At 38.5% G+C, this 23,970-nt stretch carries 24 protein-coding genes; all 24 read right to left on the bottom strand.

Going from position 1 to position 23,970, the window contains the following annotated elements; genetic code table 11:
• Nucleotides 1-6 precede the first annotated feature (6 nt).
• The 24 genes from MWH30_RS04365 to MWH30_RS04250 all read right to left on the bottom strand — a co-directional run bounded on the left by MWH30_RS04365 (nt 7) and on the right by MWH30_RS04250 (nt 23,846).
• On the bottom strand, nt 7-1,038 hold the full coding sequence (locus MWH30_RS04365) for a hypothetical protein (protein WP_248662837.1): 1,032 nt from the start codon (nt 1,036-1,038) through the stop codon (nt 7-9).
• 160 nt (nt 1,039-1,198) lie between these two features.
• Nucleotides 1,199-2,962, bottom strand: coding sequence for an S-layer homology domain-containing protein (locus MWH30_RS04360; RefSeq protein WP_248662836.1), 1,764 nt, complete (start codon nt 2,960-2,962; stop codon nt 1,199-1,201).
• 887 nt (nt 2,963-3,849) lie between these two features.
• Nucleotides 3,850-4,311, bottom strand: a complete 462-nt coding sequence (locus MWH30_RS04355) for an S-layer homology domain-containing protein (protein ID WP_248662835.1) — start codon at nt 4,309-4,311, stop codon at nt 3,850-3,852.
• An 86-nt stretch (nt 4,312-4,397) separates the two neighbouring features.
• On the bottom strand, nt 4,398-4,793 hold the full coding sequence (gene ruvX / locus MWH30_RS04350) for a Holliday junction resolvase RuvX (RefSeq protein WP_248662834.1): 396 nt from the start codon (nt 4,791-4,793) through the stop codon (nt 4,398-4,400).
• 6 nt (nt 4,794-4,799) lie between these two features.
• Nucleotides 4,800-6,035, bottom strand: coding sequence for a DUF3084 family protein (locus MWH30_RS04345; RefSeq protein ID WP_248662833.1), 1,236 nt, complete (start codon nt 6,033-6,035; stop codon nt 4,800-4,802).
• A gap of 42 nt (nt 6,036-6,077) precedes the next feature.
• Nucleotides 6,078-7,172, bottom strand: a complete 1,095-nt coding sequence (locus MWH30_RS04340; RefSeq protein ID WP_248662832.1) for an LptF/LptG family permease — start codon at nt 7,170-7,172, stop codon at nt 6,078-6,080.
• 9 nt (nt 7,173-7,181) lie between these two features.
• Nucleotides 7,182-7,898, bottom strand: a complete 717-nt coding sequence (gene lptB, locus MWH30_RS04335) for an LPS export ABC transporter ATP-binding protein (RefSeq protein ID WP_248662831.1) — start codon at nt 7,896-7,898, stop codon at nt 7,182-7,184.
• Nucleotides 7,895-8,470: an LptA/OstA family protein gene (locus tag MWH30_RS04330; protein ID WP_248662830.1), complete on the bottom strand. Its 576-nt coding sequence runs from the start codon at nt 8,468-8,470 to the stop codon at nt 7,895-7,897. The genes lptB and MWH30_RS04330 overlap by 4 nt, the downstream gene beginning before the upstream one ends.
• Nucleotides 8,460-9,050: an LPS export ABC transporter periplasmic protein LptC gene (lptC, locus tag MWH30_RS04325; RefSeq protein ID WP_248662829.1), complete on the bottom strand. Its 591-nt coding sequence runs from the start codon at nt 9,048-9,050 to the stop codon at nt 8,460-8,462. Before lptC ends, MWH30_RS04330 begins: the two co-directional genes overlap by 11 nt.
• Before the next feature lie 33 nt (nt 9,051-9,083).
• Nucleotides 9,084-9,974, bottom strand: coding sequence for a lysophospholipid acyltransferase family protein (locus tag MWH30_RS04320; RefSeq protein WP_248662828.1), 891 nt, complete (start codon nt 9,972-9,974; stop codon nt 9,084-9,086).
• A 13-nt stretch (nt 9,975-9,987) separates the two neighbouring features.
• Nucleotides 9,988-10,503 (bottom strand): KdsC family phosphatase, encoded by a 516-nt coding sequence (locus MWH30_RS04315; RefSeq protein ID WP_248662827.1) that lies wholly within the window; start codon nt 10,501-10,503, stop codon nt 9,988-9,990.
• Nucleotides 10,504-11,125: 622 nt separating this feature from the next.
• Nucleotides 11,126-12,100: a KpsF/GutQ family sugar-phosphate isomerase gene (locus MWH30_RS04310; RefSeq protein ID WP_248662826.1), complete on the bottom strand. Its 975-nt coding sequence runs from the start codon at nt 12,098-12,100 to the stop codon at nt 11,126-11,128.
• Nucleotides 12,101-12,143: 43 nt separating this feature from the next.
• Complete coding sequence (gene iscB, locus MWH30_RS04305; protein WP_248662825.1) at nt 12,144-13,397, bottom strand: RNA-guided endonuclease IscB; 1,254 nt, start codon at nt 13,395-13,397, stop codon at nt 12,144-12,146.
• Nucleotides 13,398-13,703: 306 nt separating this feature from the next.
• Entirely contained in the window at nt 13,704-14,540 is an 837-nt protein-coding gene (kdsA, locus tag MWH30_RS04300) for a 3-deoxy-8-phosphooctulonate synthase (protein ID WP_248662824.1), read from the bottom strand.
• A complete protein-coding gene (gene kdsB, locus MWH30_RS04295; RefSeq protein WP_248662823.1) occupies nt 14,530-15,264 on the bottom strand; it encodes a 3-deoxy-manno-octulosonate cytidylyltransferase in 735 nt (244 codons plus the stop codon). Before kdsB ends, kdsA begins: the two co-directional genes overlap by 11 nt.
• Nucleotides 15,264-16,391 (bottom strand): tetraacyldisaccharide 4'-kinase, encoded by a 1,128-nt coding sequence (lpxK, locus tag MWH30_RS04290; protein ID WP_248662822.1) that lies wholly within the window; start codon nt 16,389-16,391, stop codon nt 15,264-15,266. Before lpxK ends, kdsB begins: the two co-directional genes overlap by 1 nt.
• Before the next feature lie 16 nt (nt 16,392-16,407).
• Nucleotides 16,408-17,094 carry a lysophospholipid acyltransferase family protein gene (locus MWH30_RS04285; protein ID WP_248662821.1) on the bottom strand — a complete coding sequence of 229 codons (687 nt, stop codon included), beginning with the start codon at nt 17,092-17,094 and terminating at the stop codon, nt 16,408-16,410.
• Between the two features lie 13 nt (nt 17,095-17,107).
• Complete coding sequence (msbA, locus tag MWH30_RS04280; protein ID WP_248662820.1) at nt 17,108-18,844, bottom strand: lipid A export permease/ATP-binding protein MsbA; 1,737 nt, start codon at nt 18,842-18,844, stop codon at nt 17,108-17,110.
• A 2-nt stretch (nt 18,845-18,846) separates the two neighbouring features.
• Nucleotides 18,847-19,980: a lipid-A-disaccharide synthase gene (lpxB, locus tag MWH30_RS04275; protein ID WP_248662819.1), complete on the bottom strand. Its 1,134-nt coding sequence runs from the start codon at nt 19,978-19,980 to the stop codon at nt 18,847-18,849.
• Nucleotides 19,952-20,788: an LpxI family protein gene (locus tag MWH30_RS04270; RefSeq protein ID WP_248662818.1), complete on the bottom strand. Its 837-nt coding sequence runs from the start codon at nt 20,786-20,788 to the stop codon at nt 19,952-19,954. The genes lpxB and MWH30_RS04270 overlap by 29 nt, the downstream gene beginning before the upstream one ends.
• 20 nt (nt 20,789-20,808) lie before the next feature.
• Nucleotides 20,809-21,621 carry an acyl-ACP--UDP-N-acetylglucosamine O-acyltransferase gene (lpxA, locus tag MWH30_RS04265; RefSeq protein ID WP_248662817.1) on the bottom strand — a complete coding sequence of 271 codons (813 nt, stop codon included), beginning with the start codon at nt 21,619-21,621 and terminating at the stop codon, nt 20,809-20,811.
• Between the two features lie 30 nt (nt 21,622-21,651).
• A complete protein-coding gene (gene fabZ, locus MWH30_RS04260) occupies nt 21,652-22,077 on the bottom strand; it encodes a 3-hydroxyacyl-ACP dehydratase FabZ (RefSeq protein ID WP_248662816.1) in 426 nt (141 codons plus the stop codon).
• A gap of 30 nt (nt 22,078-22,107) precedes the next feature.
• The gene (gene lpxC, locus MWH30_RS04255; protein WP_248662815.1) at nt 22,108-22,950 is read right to left on the bottom strand and encodes a UDP-3-O-acyl-N-acetylglucosamine deacetylase; all 843 of its coding nucleotides are present in this window, start codon (nt 22,948-22,950) and stop codon (nt 22,108-22,110) included.
• 164 nt (nt 22,951-23,114) lie between these two features.
• Nucleotides 23,115-23,846, bottom strand: coding sequence for an amino acid ABC transporter ATP-binding protein (locus MWH30_RS04250; RefSeq protein ID WP_248662814.1), 732 nt, complete (start codon nt 23,844-23,846; stop codon nt 23,115-23,117).
• Between the last annotated feature and the right edge of the window lie 124 nt (nt 23,847-23,970).

The following is a 23,970-nucleotide window of genomic DNA, read 5'->3' as shown; positions in this document are numbered from 1 at the left end:
CCCTGACTAAAACTTAAGCTCCAACTTTATATCAGCACTACTAGGTTTAAATTTTTGCAGCAATCCTTCTTCTTCCTCTTCCAAATCAGCCGTCTTATCTCTTTCACTCAGCTGATAACCCAACTTAAGACTAGCTTGATTATTAACATTAAAATCCAAACCTAAATCCAAGAGCTGTAAACGCAGCTGTTCCTGCTCTTGACTAATTTCCTCTTTATCAGCAACCTCTTGCTCTAACAAAGTATAAATAGCTCTTACTTTTGCAAAATCACTCACTCCTAACTCAATTCCAGCTGAGCTAGACTCCAGTTCTGAGGAATCTTGAAATTCATACTTAAGTTGATAACTCCCTAGATCATTATTATACTCCAAGCCTACGACAGTAGTAGTTCTTTTTAAATCATCCTGATCCATCTTTTCTGAATAATCAGCAAAAATAGAAGTCCGATCAGAAGTCTGATAAGTAAATCCTAATTCCGGTAAAACTTCAATTTCTGAGTGAGAAAAATCCAAACCTAAATACCAATCTTCATAATCTATTAAATAGTTTTCTTCCCTAAAGGTCTCCACTTCCCAATCAAAGCTATGCTGATTACTCAATTTAGATTCTCGGTCAAACTCAATCACTGCTAACAAGTCTTTATTAGCTTGCTCCTTAGTCCGCAAAGCATCTGCTAAAACTCCTAACTGCAACCCTCCATCCTTCTCTACTAATACTTTATCATCAGTAAAATCACTTTCTACATCCAAATCCTGATAATAAGTAATCCCTTCTACCATTTTTCTATGTTCTCTACTTTCTCTTCGTTTAAAATTATTACTCCTATCTCTAATTACATCTATCTTAATTAATCTTTCTATCCAATACTCAATTTCCGAAGGCCTACTTAAGTTCAAATTTTCAAGTTCTGCTCGCATCTGCCCTGCTTCTAGTTCATTATTATGTAGTAAAAAGTCCGAACTTAATGGTTGAGCTTCAACACTAAGGGAGATTAAGAGCAATAATAAAACAGTTATAAGTACTATTAAATTCTTCATAATCAATTGTAGTCATTTATCAATGACCCCTCAACCCCCTTTCCAAAATTAAGCATAATCCAAGCTATATTGTGTTTATTCTATATCCTCAGCTAAAACACCTGCTTAAAAGATAAATAAAAACCCCTAGGACTCTTGCCCTAGGGGTTTTGGAGAGAATTTAGAATCTGAGCTTGAAATCAGCAGTTAAGCTCTGCACATCGAAATCATCACTAGCCTTTACTCCACTAAAGTCTACCTCTTCATAACTTAAAGAAGCACTAGCATCGGCAGCAATTTTATAGTCTAAAGCAGCATAACTCTTAGCCATTTCACCAGGAATATCTACCCGGTGCTCTTTATCGGCCCAAGCATAACCTCCAGTTAAGGTGATTTTTTCACTCATAGCATAAGCTGCTTCTAAACCTGCTTTCTTATTTAAATAATCTTCTTCGTTAAGGTCATCGCGAATAGCAGCCACTCCCAGCTGCGGCCTAAAGTTAATACCAGCAATGTCCATTTCAGAAGCATAGTCCAAGCTAACTAGCTTATCATCGGTATCATCACTTTCATAGTCATAAATACCAGTTAAAGTAAGTGTATCTAAAGCTCTACTAGCTTCTACATAACGAACTTCTTCTTCGGAATCCAATTTATACTCATAGTTACCAAAGAGATTAACACCATAGATACTATAAGGATTATCTGCAAGCACTTCAGCACTTAATGTAGTCTCTTGCTCTTCCTCAGTAGCATATTCGTAATCTTCATAAAGCACAGCCAACTTTACTTTATCCACATCAGTAGCTACTCTAAAGTCATATCCTTTCTTAGTTCCTTCAAAACCATCATCTTCATCATCATCATACTTAATTCCATTAAAGTTCTCAGTTTGCTCAATATTTCCTTCTAAGCTGAATAAATAGCCTAAATCTAAGTCCTTAGCTACTCCTACTCTAAGCAACTTATTCTCCATCTCTGAATCATTAGTAGCAAATTCACCTGTCCAATCTAAATCCATCATTGTAAATTCAGTATCAACAGCTACTACTGTTTCTCTATCGTTATCAACTTGATCTTCCACACCTACATATAGGTTAGCTGGTAAGTCCAAAATATTATTCTTTCTAGCTAACATATGTCTTGTATCCTGGTCCTCTTGACCTAAACCTACCCAGTAATCACCAGCTTCAACTGTAATTCCATCTAATTCTGCTTCGAAGAATAAGTAATCCTTCAAATCCACCTCTTGTTCTTCACCTAATTTAGCTACGAAGTCTTCAGTAGTTACAGTAGCAAAGATATTATCTAACTCCAACTCCTGCGAAGCTATATCTCCAACTACAAACTCCTGATGATCATCCTGTTCAGCGATTGCTTTCAATCCTAGCTCTAAATCAGCTCTAATACCTTCCTTTTCAATTGTAATATCGAAATCAGCAGTTTCCTGGAAGTAACGTTCAACACTATAAATCTGGTCTCCATCTACTGCATAAGGATTAACAAAGACTTCATCATCGGCCAAGTCTTCATCAATATAATCGTCTCGATTATCATCTCGATCTTCATCCCAATTAACATCTTCGTACTTATATTCTACTCCTAGCTCTCCACTAATACTGACTCCATTATCTTTAGCTTCAAATTCAGCTAACTTCTCTTTAATCTCAGTCAACTGCGCTTCCTCTTCGAGAGTCAAATCACCTTTAGCTAACTGCTCAGCTATTCTAGCAGTAACCATCGCCATCTGATACCTATTTAAGCTCTCTTCACCTCTAAAAGTCCCATCTTCAAAACCAGTAATAATCCCCATCTCACTTACATCTTGTACAGCCTCATAAGCCCAATGATCAATAGATACATCGGAATAAGATTTAGCAATTACTGGTACAGTCATTGCAAAAACCATTACTACAGCCAATAGAATAATTAACTTGTTTTTCATTTATACATCCCCCTAGATTATCTATTACTATTATTAGTTAGTTTTTCTACTCTACTTCAGCTTTTTTATCTCCTCTAATCCAGGGTAGTAGCTAAAATGAGTAGCCTAGTTTCCTCATTTTTTACTGCCTAGATTGAGATTTCCTTTTCAGCTTAAGTATTTCGAAAATATCATTCTTAAATTGAAAGCAGTTCGGTTATCTATGGGGTACACCTCCTTTCTCACCGCTGCTTATCTTTAAGAATGAAAACTTGATAAACTATTTAAAAGTTAATTACAATTTCTATATTAAAATGTGTAAAATTTATTTGTATGTTTGTAAAAATATGTATCTATTTTACTGTATTTAAAAATATTTTACTTTAAATGACTCTTATCTACTTTATTCTGCTTTTTTAGTCAAGTTCCTGTTTAAAATTTTGAGAAAGATTTGGTAATCAGAATATCAAATAGTTCAGAAAAAACCTTTAAAATCTATTGAAACCACTAATGAACACAAATCAACACGAATAAAAACATTTTAAAAGTTTTAAATATTAAATTCTGGATTCTTAACTATTACTTAAAAATAAGCTTTTTATTTTGAACTTATTCGTGCTCATTCAGCCCAAGACTACTTCCTCAGTCGGAAAAATCGCCTCTCAATGTTTTAAAAACAAAAACATCTCGTGGAATCTCAATTTCAAAGGTCCTCCTTCAGGGCACTGCGTCAAAAAGGTTTTGACTTTGAACTTTATCTATCCTCTATCCTCTGTCCTTTGTTCTTTATATTTCCCCCAACCCCTCTTGGTACTTTTAAGCAAAAAATAAGCAAAAAAAATAAACCTCCTGCCTAAACAGAAGGTTTAAAATATTCCTAAGTACATATCTACTAAATCCTTATTTAATTATAGAGATAATGCTATCCCGGCAATTCCTAGACCAATACCTAACAGATCCCACGTTGTAGGACCGCCTACATCATCTCTTAATTCTTCAATATCTTCTTTGTTCTGATCTACATCTGTTCTCAAAACCGATAATTCTGTTTCAAACTCATCATAAAGGTCAGCTAATATCTCTTCTACTTCTGCTTGCTGCTCTGAGGTTAATCCCTCCCCAGCTTCTTCTAAGTGCCCTATTGCTTTAGCAGTAACTACTGCCATTTCGTATCTACTTACTTTTTCCTGACCTTTAAACTCCCCGTGCTCTGTCCCAACCAATACACCCAGTTCAGCTAACTTAGCAATGGATTCATAAGCCCAATGTCCTGTCGGTACATCGCTAAAGGGATTAGCAGCTAAGGCTAAACTAGGTACTGTAGCTGCAAAAAGCATTACTAAAGTCAAAATTAAAGCTATCTTCTTCATAATCTCTTCCTCCTTTACAAATTTTAAAAAGCTAACTTAAAATATATATTATTACCTAAGTTCTACATCTAAATCTAAATTCCTGCTTAATTTTGAGCTATAAACCTTTTAATTAAAATAATTGCTGCATAATCGTCTATTTCTCTAGGCGGAGTCTGTAAAGAAATAGGCAACAGTTTACGCCAACCTCGGCGAGGATTATGCTGCCAATAAAGCTCTCTAGCCTCTAAAGTAGAATAGCTTTCATCAACAGTTATTATTTTTATTTCAAAATTTAACTGTGACTCCAAACTATCAATTATCTCCTCTGCTAAAGTCCCGTCGCCAATTACTAAACTATGTAAAGTATATTCAACAGCCAAGCTATTTATCCTTTTAGTTAGCTCTGTTCTAGTTACTACTTCTTGAGCCAAAACATTTTCTTCAAAATCCATTATAGCTAATCCACATTTTTTTCGGCCGGGATCTATGCCTAAAATCATACTAACTCACCTCTTTAGAGAACGAACTTGAAACTCAACATTACTAACTAAAGAATCACTACGCCAAATATCCTCTTCAGCTACTACTTTAACCTCTACTGGTTTATCTAATTTATCAATCTGGTCAAAAAGGTCATAAAACTGGCTAAAACTAACACTACCTACTTTTCCTTGAGCATCAGGAATTAAACCTGCTTCAATAGCATTAGCATTAATTTCGGTTAAAAACAGCTCTAACTCTCTTTCTAAGCTCTGCATAGACTCCACTTTTTCAATTTCCAACTTAGCTAATACCTCGTCAGTTTGATAAACCTGATAGTCTTGGTATATTTCAAATTTTGCTAACAACTCCTCCTCTTTTAAAGTATTCTTTTGAGCTACTAGCCTTACCACCATCTGCCCCTCTTCTTGCCGCAAAGTCTGAGCGGCTCTCAATAGATCATCCTCATACATTTTAATTACTCGTTCACTATCTTGTTCTTCGATTCCTCGACTCACAGCCTTTTGGTTAGCTTTAACAATAAACTGATCTAAGCTTTCTACTGTCTCTTGATCAGAAAGACCAGCCTCAATGGTATCAGCATAAATAACTTCTTCTTTTTGATAAACTATATCACCTACCAGTGAATCTATGTACTTTTGACCTACAAACTGCAAGCTATAGGATAGATTATCAAGTCTAGCTTCTAACTCATCTCTTTGTATAGTTAACTTTTCTACTACTTTTTCTAAAGAAGCTACTTCCTGATCTAAGTCATCTACTTTAATAGTTAAAGCCTCCTTAACTTCGTTCAATCTAGCTAGCTCTTCTTCAGTTTCAGCTAATTTTTCTAAAGTTAGCTGATATTCCTTTTGAGTTGCTGTTAACTGTTTAGTAGTCTCAGCTTTTTTACCTTGTAACTGCTCTAACTCTTCACTCTTAGTATTAATACTTAACTGCATTTCACTTAATTTATCGTCTTTACTTTCCACCTGTTCGGTTAAGGTGTTTAGTTCTCTAAGCATAGCTTCCATATTGAACAGAGCCATTCGCACTCCCCGCGAAGTAACTAATAACAGGCTAATAGTAATAGTAGCTATCATAATTCCGGTTAAGATAGTAACTAAAATCGAAGTATGGCGAGGCCGCAGTCCAAAGATAGAAAGACGACTACGACCTACTTTCATTCCAATCTGATCACCGATATAAGCTATTAAGCCACTAATTACAATTAGACTAATAATCATAATTGCTCCATACATAGCTACTACCCCCCTCTTTAACAGTATAGCTCCAGCTATATTTTAACGAGCAGCCCTAATTATTAAAGCGACCCCTACTAGCCCAAAAACAAAGTTTTGAATCCAAGCCCCCAACCAAGGCGCTAAAGCTCCCGACTGGCCTAAAGTCGAACCAATAGTCATTAAACTATAATAAATAAAGATAATTACTATACTCAAACCTAAACCAATAGAGGTACTAGAGCGACTAGGCTGCAAACCTAAAGGAGCTCCTATCAAAGCAAAGATAAAAGAAGCAAAGGGGATAGAAAAGCGATGGTGAAAATCAACCTTTAATTCAGTAACATCCCGACCTTCTGACTCTCTTAAGGTAATCCACTCCCACAGTTCGCTTAAAGTCATCTCGTCTTCATCCTGTTGGCTACGTCTCACCTGAGTAGGAGTACGATCTAATCTCTTAACTGCATATTCCTGAAAGTTCATGGTCGGTACTAGATCTCCATCCTGTAAATCATAGATCTTCCCATCCAAAAACTTCCACTGCTGATTAGTCCACTTAGCTCGCTCAGCTTCGATAACCTGAACTAATTGACCTTGGTTATAGTCCTGAAAGCTGACCTCTTCCATAGTCATATCCTCGCCGTCGAATTTATAGGCATAAAATATATAGTCTATTCTATCTGTACTGGAGTCAATAGGAGTCATGCGTAAATGCTTCTGAGTAGTAGGAAAGCTTTCTTGGTTTTCAATATCCCAAACTAACCTACTATAAAACTCATTACTTCTAGGCACTAAAGTATCAGTAATCAAAATATTTAAACCACTAATTAAAAAAGCTGCTATTAAAACCGGAATTATCAGCCTAATAAAGCTAACTCCTCCTGCTTTTAAGGCTACTATTTCACTATTACCCGAAAGGCGACCAAAAACCAATAAAGTGGCTAATAAAGTAGCCATAGGGAAGGTTAAAACTATTATTTCCGGCATGCTTAAAAAGAAAAGCTGCATTACCGTCAGTAAAGGCACTCCCCATTCAATTACATAATCGGCTAAATCGAATAAAATATCGGTACCGATAAAGATACTTACGAAAGCGAAAACTCCGAATAAAAAGGGAGCTGCTAATTGTTTTAAAATATATTTATCGATTATCTTCATTTGCACACCTCACATCCGAAACTTTTCGCCTAGATAGAACTTCTTAGCTACTTCGCTGTTAGCTATCTCATCCGAACTTCCTGAAAGCAAAATTCTACCCTCGTGCATTATATAAGCTCGGTCGGTAATCTCTAAGGTTTCCCGAACACTATGGTCGGTAATTAAAACTCCTAAGTTTTTTTCCTTCAAGTAAGAAATAATATCCTGAATATCGCTAACAGCTATGGGATCTACTCCCGAAAAGGGCTCGTCTAAAAGAATATACTTTGGATCTGTAACTAGGGCCCGAGCAATCTCTACCCGGCGTCGCTCTCCTCCGGAAAGAGTATAACCCTTTTGCTCACGAATATTTTCAATATCAAATTCAGCTAATAATGAATCTACAATCTTTTGGTCATCCTCTTCCCGGTCTATCATTTCTAAGATAGCCATAATATTATCCTCTACCGATAACTTTCTAAAAATAGAAGCCTCTTGAGCTAGATAACCAATTCCCTTTCGAGCTCTTTTATGCATCGGCAAGCTACTAATATCTTCGTCCTCGAGTAAGACCTTTCCTTGTTCAGGATTGATTAATCCTACTACCATATAGAAGGTGGTGGTTTTGCCAGCTCCATTCGGGCCCAAAATACCTACAATCTCTCCCGGCTCTACAGAAAAATTAACCTGATCTACTACTCTTACTCCCCCGTATTCTTTTACTAAATCAACAGCTTTAATAGTCATTCTTGATCATCCTCAGTTTCTACATCTCTACGCGGCAATAACAGTCGGCTACTACCAGATGAAGTCATTCTTTCAGTCTCCAAATCTATTACTACTTGTTCACCAGTCAAACGACGCTGCTGATTAGTAACCTCTACTTCTCCAGTTAAAATAACTTCATTTCTGGCTCGAAAGTAGTGTAACTGCTGAGAGTCGGCTACCACTTGTTCTGATTCCACATTAGCCCGCTCCGGAATAAAAAGCTCTTGTTTAGCAAAGTCGATCTCAAACTTACTCCCCGTCACTACCCAACCTGCTTCATTTTCCCAGACTGGATCTCCACTTAAAACACCAGTTTCACTTATATTATCAGCTTCAAAGTAAGCTCCTCTCATTTCACCTTGCGGGCTATAAATAACTACATTACCTTCAGCAATTAACTTATCTTCCTCAATAGTCATTTCATCGGCCCAAATCTCAATATCTTCAATAGATCCTTCGTTATTTCCAGCTCCTACTCCAGCTGCTAATAAAAATAAGATTCCCAAAAGTAGAACTAAACTAAAACCCAACTTAGTATTTTTAACCGTCACCACTCTCACCTTCTTCCCGTTCCAGTCTACTTAAGTGTACATTCTCTTTCACCTGTAAACGATCAAAATCCAAATAAGCCACAAACTCTCCTCCAGTTAATTTAATCTCTTCTGGCTGATTAATAATTACTACATTACCCTCTCCCGACCAACGATTCTCTCGTCTTTCCCAATTTAAGGTGTCAGCTTGAACTTCCATTCCTCGCCCTGTCACCTTTAAAGGAGCAAAAAACTCCAATCTTCCCTCACTAGGTAGAAAAACTCCACTTTCAGCCTCCAAAGTAGCGCTTAACTCTTGAGCTCCCTGTTCATAAATTTCCACTAAAACTTCCTGTAAATCAAGCCTATTCTCGTCCGCAACTCGAACTATTTTCTCCGCTTTTAAAATCAATCTACTCTCTCCATCCAAGCTACGAACTGTCAATTCAGCATTGCTAACCTCAGTTTCAGGTACTTCCTCTGTTTGCTCTTCTGAATCTGCCGGAGGCGGAGCTGTTTCTTCACCTAAATCAGTATATAAATAAATAAAACTACCAGTAATTAGCAAAACAACTAACAAAACTACTCCCCAACGCTTCACAAGCTCCCCTCCTTTATCTATATTATAGCTAGCTTAATAGAGTTCCTCCTCTAAATCCGGCGAAAAATGCCAACGTCTATGAATCCATAGCCACTGTTCAGGATATTCCTTAATTACTTCCTCTAAACTACTGTGTAAGTTCTGCATTACCTCTATTTTTTCCTCTTTAGCCAGCTTGCCTTGTACCTTAATTGGCTCCTTAATCAACAAGCGATACTTACCCTCCTTTACTCGCGGTAGATAGATAGGCAAAATCCAAGAATTAGTCCGGGCCGCCAAATCAACAGTTCCTAATGCAACAGTAGCCCTAACCCCGAATAACTCTACATACTCTTCAGCAGTTCTAGCCTTTTGATCGCCAATCACATATAAGGCTTCCCCTTTTTTGAGAACTTGATAAGCCTTTTTAAGAACCATACCTTTATTAGCAAAAACCTTAGCTCCCGTAAGTTGTCTATTTTTAAGAATATGTTGATTTATCAGTTCATTACTCTGGTTTTTAGCTAAAGCATTCATCGGTAAGCCCATTAAGGTTAAACAGATACCCAATAGCTCCCAGTTACCAAAATGACCGGTAAAGATAACTATCCCTTCTTCCCGCTGCCGAGCCGCATCTAAATATTCTGCCCCTTCAATCTCCACAATCTCCTCTACCTGCTGTTGATCTAACTGCGGAGAGCGCAAAAACTCGATAATTACCATTCCTAAATGCTTAAAGTGGGCCCGAGTTAAATCAGCCAACTCCTGTTCATCTAAATCAAAGGCCAGTTTAAGATTTGCCTCAGCTATCTCCCGCCGCCGAGACATCAATTTATAAGCTAAGCTGCCAAAAGCTCGCCCTATTTTAAAAGCTATCGATTCCGGTACTAAATTAACTATCAACTCCAAACAACGATATACTAAATAAACTACCCAATCCTGCATCTACTTCAACCTCCTACAGCTCCTGTAAAGCCAAAATTAACTGAATAGCCTCTCTAACCGCTCCTGCTCCTCCAGGCTTAGTAGTAGTATAGTCAGCTACCTCTTTAATGGCTGATACTCCATTACTAACCGTTAAGGCCAAACCTACTCTCTTCAATAAAGCTAAATCACCTAAGTCATCACCTATATAGGATACCTCGGCTGAACTTAAATTATAATCAGCTAATAACTGCTCAAAAACCTCTACTTTATCACTAACTCCCTGATAAAGCTCGCTAATACCTAACTCAGCTGCTCTACAGCTTACCGCTTCCGACTCCCGACCGGTGATAATAGCTACCTCTATGCCGACCTCTTGAGCTAGCTTAATTCCCTGTCCATCATGAACGTGAAAGGCTTTAAACTCCAAACCTTCGCTACCTAAAATGATCTTCCCGTCGGTTAAGACTCCGTCGACATCGGTGATGAAGAGTTTTATCTGTTGAGCCTTATTTTTTAACTCTCTTGTTTTTTCGGAATTGAAATTCATCATCAAATCCCCCAGTGTTTTTTTATTTTATCATCCTATTGCTTTGTTATAGTTGACAGTTGATAATGTATAGTTAATTTCAAGCTCTAAGAACAAAGCAATATCATTCTATTGTTGCATTCCCGATATAGCTATTATCGAAAGCCTGAGCTAGTTGATATGTTTCAACCACTTGCCGTTCAGTCGGCGTCCGTGCCTCCTTCACTCTCGAGAATAGCCCTCCCGGCATCCTTGCCTCCGGGCTATTCTCAGAGTCGCTCTTTGAAACATATCAACTTGTAGGTTAAGATAGTTATTTCGTTATCAGCACAGCCAAACAGGTGTTTCTAAGCGATATTAAAAATTATTTGTCAATGCTTCTTAACGAATCGGAGCTAAAATAAGAGCTGGTTTAGCTAATTTTTCTAATTAAAATTAGCTTGCTCTTATTTTAGTGGAGATGAGTTCTAGAAGCATCAAATAATTTTTTCTATGTGTGACGCGAAGCTAACCATTACTTTGGAAACATCTGTTTGGCCTTCCACACCAACGAGACAATATACCAATATTATATATTAACTAATGATAGAGCTTTAATTTTTTGAATTTCAACTATCAACTATACACTGTTAACTATCAACTACTAAAAAACTCCTGCTTTTAATAAATCTTGGAAATTAAGCATCCCAATCGGCTCCTGCTCTTGATTAACCACCGGCAGGTCATTAATCTCTCGCTCCTGCATTATCTTCACTGCTTCCACTGCCATTTTATCAGCAGTAATAGTCACCGGATCTACTACCATTACTTCTTCAGCCTTTAAACTCAACAAGTCCGGCGACTCTTCTAGGCTGCGTCGTACATCACCGTCGGTGATAATCCCAATCAGTTTACCATTATCATCTATAATACTAGCTGCCCCCATCTGAGTAGAAGTCATAGTAAATAAGACTTCTTTTAATAGGCTATCTCGCTCAACTACCGGATTTCTCTCTCGCACGTGCATTACGTCTTTTACCTTCAACAGTAACTTCTTCCCTAAGCTGCCTCCCGGGTGATACAGTGCAAAGTCTTCCGGCTTAAAACCGCGTGCTTTCAATAAGGCTACTGCTAAAGCATCGCCTAAAGCCAAAGTAGCGGTAGTACTGGCCGTAGGCACTAAACCTAAGGGACAGGCCTCTCGCTTGACACTGGTATCTAAAAAGTAATCAGCATTTTCAGCTAAGGTTGAATTAGTATTACCCGTTAAGGCTATTACCTGGGCTCCAATTCGCTTAATAACCGGTAAAATCTCAATAACCTCTTCAGTTTCACCGCTATTGGAAAGAGCAACTACTATATCCTTAGCGGTAACCATTCCTAAATCACCGTGAATGGCCTCGCTAGGATGCAAGAAAAAAGATGGAGTTCCGGTGCTAGCTAAGGTAGCAGCCAGTTTTTTGGCTATTAGTCCTGACTTACCGATCCCGGTCATAATAATCCGGCCCGGACAGTCCAAAATCACCTCTACCAACTCCACGAAAACTCCATTAATAGAATCTTTTAAGTTCTCCACTGCTCTGGCCTCAATCTCCAGCACTTGGCAGGCCTGTTTTTTAATTTCTTCTTTATCTACCATCGGCTAATTCTCCTTAGTAAAATTTGCTTAAAACTGTTCAAAACTATGCAAACATCAAGTCTTGAGGTCTATCTAATAATTCCAGATTTCTAAATCCATAACCACGATACGTTTTACCTTCAAAATTACTAAAACTGCATACTTTAGAATTATACTTGTTGTTCTTAATTCTAAGCGAAGTAATATAACCTATTATTTCTGTTCCATCTCTTTTGGTATATTTAACTAAATCTTTTTGTCTAAAGCCTTTTAACTCTTTAATCTTAGCTTTGCTTTTCTTACGAAGTGGTTTAATAATATATTGCTTTATACTGATTGTATCAACTGGTAGTAAACCAGTAATACAAATTGCATCATTAGAGTGAGATTTATTTATATTATAATCAATCCTTCGATTAGCTGTATCTCCACCGGCAATAGTTTCTAAATTAGCTGTTTTGGCTAATTGCTCTCTTAACCAATGTTTACCTTGCATTACGTGCATTGGTGCTTTTAAATTAAGCTCTTTTCCATCAATTTTGGCTAAAAACTGGTCTTTATATTCATATTCATTGTCATCTACTTTATTATTATGACAGCTTTCACACAAAGTAATGGAATTATAAATACTATCTGCACCACCATCTCTTTGTGGAATAATATGATGGGCATGAAGCATAGTATCGGTTGCACCGCATAATTGACAAGTGCAATCATCTCTATATAAAGTAGCTTTACGAAGGTTTTCATCTAACCTATTTGAGTTTTGATATTCCCAATTGTATAAATCTCTACCTTCTATTACTTTACGAATATCAATCGCTACATCTTCTAAGATAATTTTATCTATCCTAATATATTTATTTAACCTCTTAACCACTCTAATAATTGCTTGTTTTTTCTGTTTAATAGTTGGGACTAATCTACCTTTTCTTTTGCTAGCACTACGATTATCAAACCTTTTAGGTCTATATCTTTTGTGTGATCTTCTATACCTACGATAACCTTGGCGTTTTTCCATTTTCTTAGATACATCTTCACGCTGGTGCATTGTAGCTTTAAATAACACTTTGTTTTTATTTTTGCATTGTTGAACTAGAGCAAAACCAACCTTTTTAGCTCCATCATCAATGCCTAAAACTATTTTAGTGGTATCAATTTCTTTTTCAGCTACAACCTTATTTAATTGAATAACTAATGGATATTTACTTAATAGTTTAGCCTTGCCTATCCTTACTAAACGAAAAGCATTGTTGAACTTTGTAGGACTTAAAGTTTTGCCTTCGCCGTCAATTACAAAAGCATATTTATTAGGCATTTCTGCCACCTCCCTTGCGGGGTAATTCCCTTCTTGCCAATGTCAAATGGGGCTTTAAGTGTTGTTGGTGTTAGCCTACCTTATTGCTTAAAAAGCAACTTAGGTGAGGGGCCTTCCTTGACACCACAGAGCCTAAGACTGACGGGATACATCCGAGGGTGTGATTTGCCTTGTCAGGTTTAATAAATAAACCCTTTAACCAAATGACGTAGTTCAACATGCTGAGGTTATTTCTAACCTCTACACTTGCTTTGGCTTGAGAGCAACTACTTTAGATAGTTTTAACCAGTTTTAATTAAGTTTTTACTACCTGTTTCGTAGCTCCTTGACTATTGCATCAATGGCTTTAACCTGCTTTAAAATCTCTGCTAAATCCTCTATCTTTATCATATTGGGCCCGTCACACAGCGCCTCCTCAGGTTGATCGTGAACCTCCATAAATAAAGCATCAATCCCTACTCCCGCTGCTGCCCGAGCTAAATGAGGTACATACTCTCGCTCTCCCGCCGAACTATCCCCAGCTCCTCCAGGCAGTTGCACACTATGAGTAGCATCAAAGACTACTGGATAACCTGTTTCCCTCATCCGAGGTAAGGAACGAAAGTCCACTACTAGATTATTATAACCAAAAGAAGCTCCCCGTTCAGTCAATAAGATCCGACGATTACCTGTGCTTTCGATCTTTTCTACTACATTATCTATCTCCCAGGGAGCCAAGAACTGACCCTTTTTAACCTTAACTACAGCTCCGCTAGCTCCAGCCGCTACTACTAAGTCCGTCTGTCGAGATAAGAAGGCGGGAATCTGCATAATATCCAAGACCTCACTAGCCGGAGTTACCTCTTGAGTACAGTGAACATCGGCTAAAACTGGTACTTCAAACTCTTCCTTTACCTTATTTAAAATCTTTAAGCCCGCCTCTAAGCCGGGCCCGCGATAAGAATCTATTGAGGAACGATTAGCCTTATCATAGGAAGACTTAAAGACATAGGGAATATCCAGAGCTGTGGTAATTTCTTTGAGCCGTTCTGCTATCCGCAGCACTCGTTCTTCACTTTCAATTGCACAGGGCCCGGCCAAAAGTACAAAAGGATGACCTTGTCCAAAAGTTATCTCTTCGTTGAGTACAACCTTATTCTCCATGCTGCTCTCCTTTCATAATTTCTCTAACTAACTGCAAGTCTTCTTCAGTATCTACTCCAATTGAAGTATATTCTGTTTCCACTACCTTAATTCGATAACCGTTTTCTAGGGCCCTTAACTGTTCTAAGGACTCTGCTTTCTCCAAAGGTGTACTTGCTAATTCGCTAAAAGTCAATAAGAAGTCTCGTCGATAAACATATAGTCCCACATGTTCATAGAACTTAGCCGCTGCTCCTCTATTATGAGGAATTCGGGCCCGCGAAAAATAAAGCGCATCACCTTCTTGATCAGTAACCACCTTAACCAGATTGGGATCTGTGAGGCGTTCTTCTTCCTTGAGTTCTCGCTTCAAAGTTGCCATCTGTAAAGTAGGATCGACCAATAAAGGCTCAACAGCCTCTTCAATCATCTCCGCCTTAATTAAAGGCTCATCTCCCTGTATATTAACTACAATTTCCGCTTCCAGCTTAGCTGCTGCTTCAGCTAAACGATCGGTTCCAGTCTGATGAGTCGGCGCAGTCATTAACGCCTGTCCCCCAAAGTCCTCTACAGTACTCTTAATTCGCTGATCATCGGTAGCCACAATCACCCTATCCAAAACTCTAGCTTGAGCTGAATTTCTATAAACATGTTCGACCATAGTTTTACCGTTAATATTCACCAAAGGCTTACCCGGTAAGCGAGTTGACGCATAGCGGGCCGGAATAATTCCTACTACTTCCATTATCTACCCTCCATCTTAGTTAACAAACTATCCATTCTCACCTCTTCTGTTTTAACCTCTACCTCAATTCCTAAAACTCTAAAATCTATCCCCTGTCCCTTAATTTCCTCTACCAGCTCTGCTTCTATACTGGCGGCATCCTTTTCAGTAGTAACTATTAGCTCTACTCCTTTAGCAGCAGCTTCAGAAAAAATATCTACTAATTCCTCCTTAGTATAACGGTGATGGTCTTCAAACTTAGTATGCTTCACTAGCTCCACCCCTAAATCCTCTAAGGTTTGCTCAAAAGAAGCTGGATTTCCAATTCCCGAAACAGCTATTACTCGTTTCCTAGCTAAAAACTCCGCTGCTAACTTTACACTTCCCTCTAGGTTACGTAAATAACTAGGACGGTAGGCAGTTTCAAATATCAACGCTTGCGGATTGTACTTATTCAATTTATCCTTAATTTCTGCTAGCTTCTCTTCCGGAGCTTGATCAACCTTACTTAATAAAAAGATATCAGCTCTTTCTAAGCTAGACAAAGGTTCCCTCAGAATCCCCCGCGGAATAACATAGCCATTGGAAAAAGGATTAGTAGCATCGATAACCACTACGTCCACATCGCGAGCTAAAGGCCAGTGCTGAAAGCCATCATCTAAAATTAAAATTTCAGCTTCAAACTCTCGACAGGCATAGTCTCCAGTAACTACCCGATTACTACCGATAATTATCGGCACTCCTTCCAAACGTTGGGCCAGCATCAAAGCTTCATCGCCAGCCTGAGAGCCCTCCATCAAAATCGAAGTCCCGTCGGAAACCACCCCGACCTCTCCTGTAAAATCAGCCTTATAGCCCCGATTGAGAACCACCACTTTTCGACCCCGCTGCTTAAACTTTTTAGCTAAATACTCCACTATCGGCGTCTTGCCCGTCCCTCCCATAGTAATATTGCCTACACTAATTACTCGACAAGGCAGTTTGGTATCCTCTTTAAAGCCCCATTGATAAAGCTTAGTTCTGAACTTAATTCCCAAATAATAAATATTGGAAAGCAAAGTAAAGAGAAATAAGATTAACCAAGCTATAAATCCCTGCTTATGACCTCTAATTACTTGCAATAGATAGTCTTCTAATTTTTTATTCATATTTAGAACCATCCTATTAGTTTAGTAAAGCTTCCGCCTTTTTATCAGCTGCTAAGATAGCTTCTTCTACTTCCTCTTTCTTAGCCTCCCTTTCGGCTTTAGATAGTTCCGTCGGCACCTCTATAGCCGGAGCAAAATAGATAGCTCCTTTAGTGAAAGGATAAGGGATATTAAAGCGATCCCAAGTACCCACCTCTTTTTTCTTAGCCATAGCTACTCCGATAGGCACCACTACTGCCTCACTCTTCTGAGCTAAATAAAGCACTCCTGGACTGAGCTGATGGCGCGGGCCTCGCGGGCCATCGGGAGTAATAGCCACAGTTTCTCCGCGCCTTAAAACCTTAATTAATCTAATCAAAGAACGGACACTTCCTTTAGTTTTAGAACCTTTTAAGTTAGAACCTCTCATTATCTGCCAGCCTAATTTATTTAAAACCCAGCTAATACATTCACCCGCTTTGCTGAGACTAGCTAAAGTATAGTAACCGCGCTGTCGTAAATAGTACATCGGTAATAACATCTTTCCGTGCCACAGAGCAAAAATCAGTCCCTGCTGTTCAGCTGTTAGCCTTTCTATCCGCTCCTCGCCAACTACAACTAGGTCTTTAACGCTCCAGTTAGCTATCAATACAAACACAAAACAAATCACCGAAAGTATCCACAACTGGATTCGATCCTTTAAGTCTCTATCCTTGCCCTGCATCTCTTTCCCTCCACTATTCGAATTGTACTTCGTATAAGCTGCTGTATAGTCCTCCTTGCTCTAATAGCTCGCTATGAGTTCCGCGCTCTACAATCTCACCATCTTCAATTACCAGTATTTGATCAGCATTGAGAATTGTAGACAAGCGATGAGCAATTACAAAGGTAGTTCTATTCTCCATTAATCTATCTAAAGCTTCTTGTACTAAAGCTTCGGACTCCGTATCCAAAGAAGAAGTAGCTTCATCAAGAATTAAGATTTCCGGATCCTTTAAGATAGCTCTAGCAATAGCTACTCGCTGCTTCTGACCTCCGGAAAGACTAACTCCTCTTTCCCCAATCTTGGTATCATAGCCTTCCGGAAAGCCCATAATAAAGTCGTGAGCATTAGCTGCTTTAGTGGCGGCAATAATCTCCTCTTCTGCTCTATCTATAGAACCATAAGCAATATTATTTCTCACAGTCTCTGCAAAAAGCATCGTCTCTTGGGGAACTATTCCTAACTTAGAACGTAGGGAATCTATAGTTAAGTCTTTAATATTATAATCATCTATAAAGATATCTCCGCGCTCCGTTTCATAAAATCTAGGAATTAAATCTACTAAAGTAGACTTACCAGCTCCACTAGGCCCTACTAGAGCTACAACCTCGCCGGGATTAGCTACTAGATTAATTCCTTTTAAGACCATTTCCTGTTCATTATAACGGAAATAAACATCTTTAAACTCCACTCTACCAGTAACCTCAGTTAACTCAATAGCATCCTCTTTTTCGTCGATCTCACTTTCAATATCCATCACTTCAAAAATTCGTTCAGCAGCTGCTAAAGCCTTTTGTATTTTACCCGAAAGCTTACTTAAAGATTTAATAGGGTCCGAAATAGTAATCAGCAGAGTAAAGAAACCCATCATCTCCCCGGTAGTCATATTACCCTGCATTACCTGATAGCCTCCAAACCAAAGTACAAAAGTAAAGGAAAAAGCTGCTAATAGTTCAATTAAAGGACTTAAGCTAGCATTCAACTGCTTGTTCTTCATAGTTGCTTCAAAGCTAGCTTGATTTTCTTCACTAAAACGCTGATATTCATACTCTTCTTGCCCAAAAGACTTAACTACTCTAATTCCAGCCAAGGTTTCCTGTAATACATCGGTAAAGTTAGCTACTTTAACCTGCATTCGCCTACTCACCTTGCGAATCTTCCGGTTAAACTTAATAAATATATAAGTCACCGCCGGAAAGATCACCAACACGGCCATAGATAGCCTCCAGTTAAGATAAAATAGATAGGCTAATCCTCCTATTAAGGTAAAGGATTTATAAAAAATCCCCACCGCTCCGGAAACAATAGCACTTTCCAATTGACCTACATCATTAGTAATCCGCGACATCAACTTTCCCGTTTTAACCTGATCATAAAAGCCTAAAGAAAGGTTCTGCATATGACGATAGAGATCATTTCTAATATCCCGGATAGACTTTTGAGCGACGTAGTAGGTTAAATACTTCTGAGCATAGTAGGTTAAGCCTTTAGCTACGTAAACTCCAATAATTGAAGCTGCTACTAAGTTTAACTGCATTAAGTCAGCATCGGGATTAGCCATATTAGCCACTACAGTATCTATTAAGTCCTTAAATACCTTAGCTGTGAGCACGGTAAAGCCAGAATGAAATATCATCGCTATAATAGCTAAGGTAAATCTTTTTCGATAAGGTTTAACATAAGTTAATAGTAATCTCTTGATTAATTCCAATCTTATTTCACTCCTCCAACTTCTAAAACCATTTCTGCTACTCGTTTAGTAGCTCCTCCTGCTCCCAGTTCAGTCACTACCTGCTCTAAATTTTTCTTAATCTGAGCCTGCTTAGTAGGTGAATTTAAGATCTGTAGTCCTACCTGAGCAATAGATTCTGCCTTGATCTCCTTTTGCAAAAACTCTGGTACTATCTCTTCTTCTAAAATCAAATTAGGTAAACCTATATAGGGTACATCAACTAATATTTGAGCTAAACACCAGGTAAGAAAGGCTGTTTGGTAAAGAATTATCATCGGCGTACCCAGACAGGCAGCTTCCAGAGTTGCCGTTCCCGAAGCTACTAAAATCAGCTTAGCTAAGTTCATTACTTCGTAGGAATGACCCTCAACTACTTTAATCTCTAAGTCGCTTTCTGCTATTAACTCCGTTAACAAATCCTGAGAAACAGTCTCAGCCCTAGGCAATAAAAATTGAACCTCCCGCTGAGCAGCAATCAGCTCTGCTGTGGCCAGCATTGGCGGTAATAATCCTTTTATTTCCTGTTCTCTACTGCCGGGTAATAAGCCAATTATCTCACTGTCGAGATCAATTTCAAATTCAGCTGCTGCTTCTTCTTTATTTAACTGAGGCTCTACAATATCCAATAAGGGATGACCTACAAAGTTAACCTCAGCTCCAGCCTGACGATACACTTCAGCCTCCATCGGAAAGACCGAAGCTATCTTTGCCTCTCGGCGGGCCATCTTTCGGGCCCGCCACTTACCCCAAGCCCAAGCCGAAGGAGCAAAATAGTTCACGGTAGGTATCCCTTTTTCTTGAGTCAACTTAGCCACCCGGAGGTTAAAAGCAGAATAGTCGACTAATAAAGCTACTGCCGGCTCTGCTCTCTCAATTAACTCTTCTAAATCCTTCAGTACCCCCCATAACAAAGGAAGATGCTTAATAGCCTCCACAAAACCAATAGTACTCCGGCTAGTAGGGTCGAAAAGCACCTCCATCCCGGCGGCAGCCATTCTCTGTCCACCGATACCAATAAATTCTAGATTATCATTAAGCTCTTTCATTTCTTCCATTACTCGCGCTGCATGCAAATCACCGGAAGCCTCACCGGCTACTAATAACACCTTGTTCATCTTGCCACCCCATTGCTACTACCGAAATTCCTGCTTGATTAGCTTTAGCTAACACCTCAGTTTCATCGAGAATAAAAGTCTTGCCTGCCTCAATCACAATTCCTCTAGCTCCTACTTTAATTAAGTTCTCCATAGTCTGCATACCGATAGTAGGAATATCGAATCTGAAGTCCTGCTCCGGCTTGCTCACCTTAGCTACAATCATATCTCCCGGAGCTAATTCCCCACTACGTAAGATTGCTTTATCCGTACCTTCAATAGCTTCCACAGCTATTACTGCTCCATCTCTAACCACTACCGTCTGCCCAATATCCAAAGCCCCAATCCCTTTAGCCATTTTAAAGCCAAACTCCATATTAAAGAGATCTTCTTCACTAGGCTCAACATCATTCAGCTGACCAATCTCAGGGAACAGTTCCTCCAAATAAGTCGTTTGTTGCTTTACTTTAATTCCTTCACTTTCTAACTCATTCACCAAAGCCAACAGAATTGAATCATCATTCTTTTCCTGTAATCTATTTAAAAGAGTCATAGCTCGTTGATCAAAATCCAAAGCAAACATTAAGTCCTTATTAACCTTGCCAGCCATCACTACTTCTTCTACGTCTAATTCTTTTAACTTAGCTATTACTGCTCCCAACTGAGCTACGCTAAGCTGATAATGTTCATCAACAATCTCTGCTAACTCAGCTGCTAAAGCATTAGGAGTAACACTAATAGCTACTACTTCTACTTCTCTAGTCCTAGCTCCATGAGCAAAAACCAAAGGTAAATTTCCATCACCTGCAAGTAAGCCTACTCTTTGCATGCCAATCCTCCTATATTGATCTATCTACAGATACCTCGTTGTGCATTTCTCAAAAAACGCAAAAAGTGCTCAATTTCAGCACTGCTATCTAACTCTTGATCCATTTTATCAATAGCTTGAGAAATATTTAGATCAGAGCGATATAAACACTTATAAGCTCTTTTAATCTGCTGTCTCAACTCCGGAGTAACCCCATTTCTCCGCAAACCAACTACATTAATTCCCCCTACAGTAGCTGGATGACCATCAACTAACACATAAGGTGGTACATCCTTAACAACCTTGGAATGAGCTCCTACCATAGCCATTTTACCAATGCGCACAAACTGGTGAATCCCCGATAAACCAGCTATTACTGCCGAGTCTTCAATCATCACGTGTCCCGCTAAATTAGCAGCATTGGACATAATTATCTCATTACCTAACTGACAGTCATGAGCCACGTGACAATAAGCCATAATTAAATTATCATCACCAATTTTAGTCTCCCCACCACCATCTTCGGTGCCTCGATGAATGGTAGCATATTCACGAATAGTATTATTATCACCTATAAAGAGATAACTTTTTTCTCCTTTGAACTTCTGATCCTGAGGTTGCAAACCTATTGAAGCTCCAGTAAAGATTTCATTATTTTGGCCTAAGGTAGTCCAACCTTTAATTACTACGTGAGATCCAATTTTAGTCCCTTCTCCAATCTCTACATGCTCCCCAATCACACTATAAGGGCCAATTTTTACATCCTTCCCTATCTTTGCCCCTGGATCAATAACTGCCGTCTCGTGAATATTAGCCATATGGACCACATTATTCTGCTTATTCTTATCATTCATTAATCTTTCCCCCTAAATCTAACTAATAGATCATTTTTGTTCAATAGCGAACATTAGTTTAGCTTCAGCTACAACTTTATCTTCTACTGAAGCTTCAGCGGCTATCTTGCCAATTCTACCCCTGAGCTTCAAAACCTCAGCCTTAATTATCAGTTGATCACCAGGAACTACCGGTTTTCTAAATCGAGCCTTATCAATACCCGCAAAATAAGGAACTGAGTTTTCATCTCCTTGCTGATCCAACATCAATACTCCAGCTACCTGAGCCATAGCTTCCACAATTAAAACTCCCGGCATTACTGGATGGTCTGGATAGTGACCATTAAAAAAGTTTTCATTAGCACTTACATTCTTTAAACCGATAATCTTTTCAGCTTCCATTTCCAAAATCCTATCCACTAATAAAAAAGGATAGCGATGAGGTAAAATTTCCTTAATTTTATTTATATCTAACATAACTAAGCCTCCCTATCTCGTTTCAGATAACTATTTACTTTTGAATTGCTCCCTTAACTTCTTAGCTAAATCGATATTAAGAGCATGTCCAGAACGAACAGCTACAATATGTCCCGTAAAGGGCTCAATTAGCGTCAAGTCTCCTATAATATCCAAAATTTTATGTCTAGCAAACTCATTATCAAACCTCAACTCATTAACTATCTCTTCTTCCCCAATTAAAACTGCATTCTCCAAACTACCACCTAAAGCCAAACCGCGTTTCTGCAAAGCCTCCACTTCTCTAGCAAAGCCAAAAGTTCTACTGGCAGCCACCTCTTTTCTAAAAGTTTCTTCAGTTAATATCAAATCAGCAAACTGATTTCCTACAGCAGGATGTTCGCTGACAAAGGTATAGGTAATCCTCAAGCCCTCAAAGGGAAGAGCTATTAAAAAACTGTTCCTTTCTCTAAGTGAAACAGTCTCTTTAACTTTTTTACTTAAACGAGCTTTAGCTAATCTTTTAACACCTGTCTTAGTTAAAAGATCTAAATAAATCTGAGCACTCCCATCAGTAACTGGTACTTCTTCAGCATCTAATTCAATCAATAGATTATCTATGCCTAGAGCACCTAAAGCTGCTAATAAATGCTCTATAGTGCTTATTTTGAAGTTTTGATTACCAATAGTAGTACAACGATTAGTAGTCAATACATTATCTACTGTAGCCTTTATTTCGGGCTGCCCAGGCAGGTCTACTCGTTTAAACTTTATCCCACTATCTGCTGCTGAAGGTTTAAAATTAATAGTTACCTCTTGGCCAGTATGTAGACCTATACCTGTATAAGAAGTCTCTTGCTCTAAGGTTTGCTGGTACTGAAAATCAAAAGACATCAGCTGCCTCCTTCCCTAATAACAATAACTTTTAACTATTTCCAGAACTTATCTACATTTTCCTGCAATCTTTTAAAATTTATCAAAAACAGCCGAGAAAACTCCATCCTGCGCAAAGCTAGTATCTTTGATGAAAATCTTATTCTTGATTTGGGTGGAGAGGTTCACTGGTATTCCTTTAACTCCTGATACTTCTGGCCTATCTTAGAACTAGGATTATTAAAGACAGCCTGCGGAGTCCCTCGTTCCACTATTTTCCCCTGATCCATTAACAAAATCCTATCGGCTGCTCGCGAAGCAAAAGCTACCTCGTGAGTAACAATAATTAAGGTCTTATCTTCAGTAACAGTCAACTCTTCTAAAATATCTAAGACCTCTTTTACCAAGATAGGATCTAAAGCAGCCGTAGGTTCATCTAATAAGATTAATTCTGGCTCTATTACCAAAGCTCTAGCCAGGCCCACTCTTTGCTTTTCGCCTCCACTCAATTGTGAGGGATAAGCTTCACTCCGCTCCAATAAACGCACCTGGGCCAGACTTTCCTTTACCTTTTGCTGCTTAACCTTGGTGGGAATTTTATGTTTGAGTAAAGCCAGTAATACATTATCCCAAACAGTTAGTCTATTTATTAAGTTAAAGCTTTGAAAGACAAAAGCAATCTCCTTTCTCAGCTCTAACATTTCACTTTCGCTCAACTCCAACAGATTAGTACCCTTATATATAATTTGACCCTGGTCAGCCTCAGTCAATCTATTAATGCAGCGCAAAATAGTAGACTTACCACAACCACTAGGGCCCATAATAGCTAAAGTTTCACCTCGTTGAACAGCAAAACTAACCCCCTTTAAGACTTCCAACTTATCATAAGCTTTATAAAGCTCTTTTATTTCTAACATAAGCATATCACATCATTTTTAAATATCAAGTACAAATATTAGCATTACAGGGCAATCGCATGAATAAATTTTATTTTAAAACTCAATCTTATTTCTTATACTCAGTTTGAATTTAAAAAATGCA

This window comes from Fuchsiella alkaliacetigena, assembly GCF_023227765.1.
Lineage (GTDB): Bacteria > Bacillota > Halanaerobiia > Halobacteroidales > Acetohalobiaceae > Fuchsiella > Fuchsiella alkaliacetigena.
Note: the sequence above shows the minus strand (reverse complement) of the source record. Positions and strands in the feature narration are given on the sequence as shown.

Excerpts from the sequence above, each read along its gene's own strand:
- MWH30_RS04315 (WP_248662827.1), bottom strand. The coding sequence starts at position 10,503 with ATGAATTTCAATTCCGAAAAAACAAGAGAGTTAAAAAATAAGGCTCAA.
- lptB (WP_248662831.1), bottom strand. The coding sequence starts at position 7,898 with ATGACTATTAAAGCTGTTGATTTAGTAAAAGAATACGGGGGAGTAAGA.
- kdsB (WP_248662823.1), bottom strand. The coding sequence starts at position 15,264 with ATGGAAGTAGTAGGAATTATTCCGGCCCGCTATGCGTCAACTCGCTTA.
- MWH30_RS04365 (WP_248662837.1), bottom strand. The coding sequence starts at position 1,038 with ATGAAGAATTTAATAGTACTTATAACTGTTTTATTATTGCTCTTAATC.
- lpxK (WP_248662822.1), bottom strand. The coding sequence starts at position 16,391 with ATGAATAAAAAATTAGAAGACTATCTATTGCAAGTAATTAGAGGTCAT.
- MWH30_RS04345 (WP_248662833.1), bottom strand. The coding sequence starts at position 6,035 with ATGTATGGAGCAATTATGATTATTAGTCTAATTGTAATTAGTGGCTTA.
- lpxA (WP_248662817.1), bottom strand. The coding sequence starts at position 21,621 with ATGAATGATAAGAATAAGCAGAATAATGTGGTCCATATGGCTAATATT.
- lpxC (WP_248662815.1), bottom strand. The coding sequence starts at position 22,950 with ATGTCTTTTGATTTTCAGTACCAGCAAACCTTAGAGCAAGAGACTTCT.
- MWH30_RS04310 (WP_248662826.1), bottom strand. The coding sequence starts at position 12,100 with ATGGTAGATAAAGAAGAAATTAAAAAACAGGCCTGCCAAGTGCTGGAG.
- MWH30_RS04270 (WP_248662818.1), bottom strand. The coding sequence starts at position 20,788 with ATGCAAAGAGTAGGCTTACTTGCAGGTGATGGAAATTTACCTTTGGTT.
- fabZ (WP_248662816.1), bottom strand. The coding sequence starts at position 22,077 with ATGTTAGATATAAATAAAATTAAGGAAATTTTACCTCATCGCTATCCT.
- ruvX (WP_248662834.1), bottom strand. The coding sequence starts at position 4,793 with ATGATTTTAGGCATAGATCCCGGCCGAAAAAAATGTGGATTAGCTATA.
- lpxB (WP_248662819.1), bottom strand. The coding sequence starts at position 19,980 with ATGAACAAGGTGTTATTAGTAGCCGGTGAGGCTTCCGGTGATTTGCAT.
- MWH30_RS04285 (WP_248662821.1), bottom strand. The coding sequence starts at position 17,094 with ATGCAGGGCAAGGATAGAGACTTAAAGGATCGAATCCAGTTGTGGATA.
- iscB (WP_248662825.1), bottom strand. The coding sequence starts at position 13,397 with ATGCCTAATAAATATGCTTTTGTAATTGACGGCGAAGGCAAAACTTTA.
- MWH30_RS04355 (WP_248662835.1), bottom strand. The coding sequence starts at position 4,311 with ATGAAGAAGATAGCTTTAATTTTGACTTTAGTAATGCTTTTTGCAGCT.
- MWH30_RS04340 (WP_248662832.1), bottom strand. The coding sequence starts at position 7,172 with ATGAAGATAATCGATAAATATATTTTAAAACAATTAGCAGCTCCCTTT.
- kdsA (WP_248662824.1), bottom strand. The coding sequence starts at position 14,540 with ATGGAGAATAAGGTTGTACTCAACGAAGAGATAACTTTTGGACAAGGT.
- MWH30_RS04360 (WP_248662836.1), bottom strand. The coding sequence starts at position 2,962 with ATGAAAAACAAGTTAATTATTCTATTGGCTGTAGTAATGGTTTTTGCA.
- MWH30_RS04250 (WP_248662814.1), bottom strand. The coding sequence starts at position 23,846 with ATGTTAGAAATAAAAGAGCTTTATAAAGCTTATGATAAGTTGGAAGTC.
- MWH30_RS04320 (WP_248662828.1), bottom strand. The coding sequence starts at position 9,974 with ATGCAGGATTGGGTAGTTTATTTAGTATATCGTTGTTTGGAGTTGATA.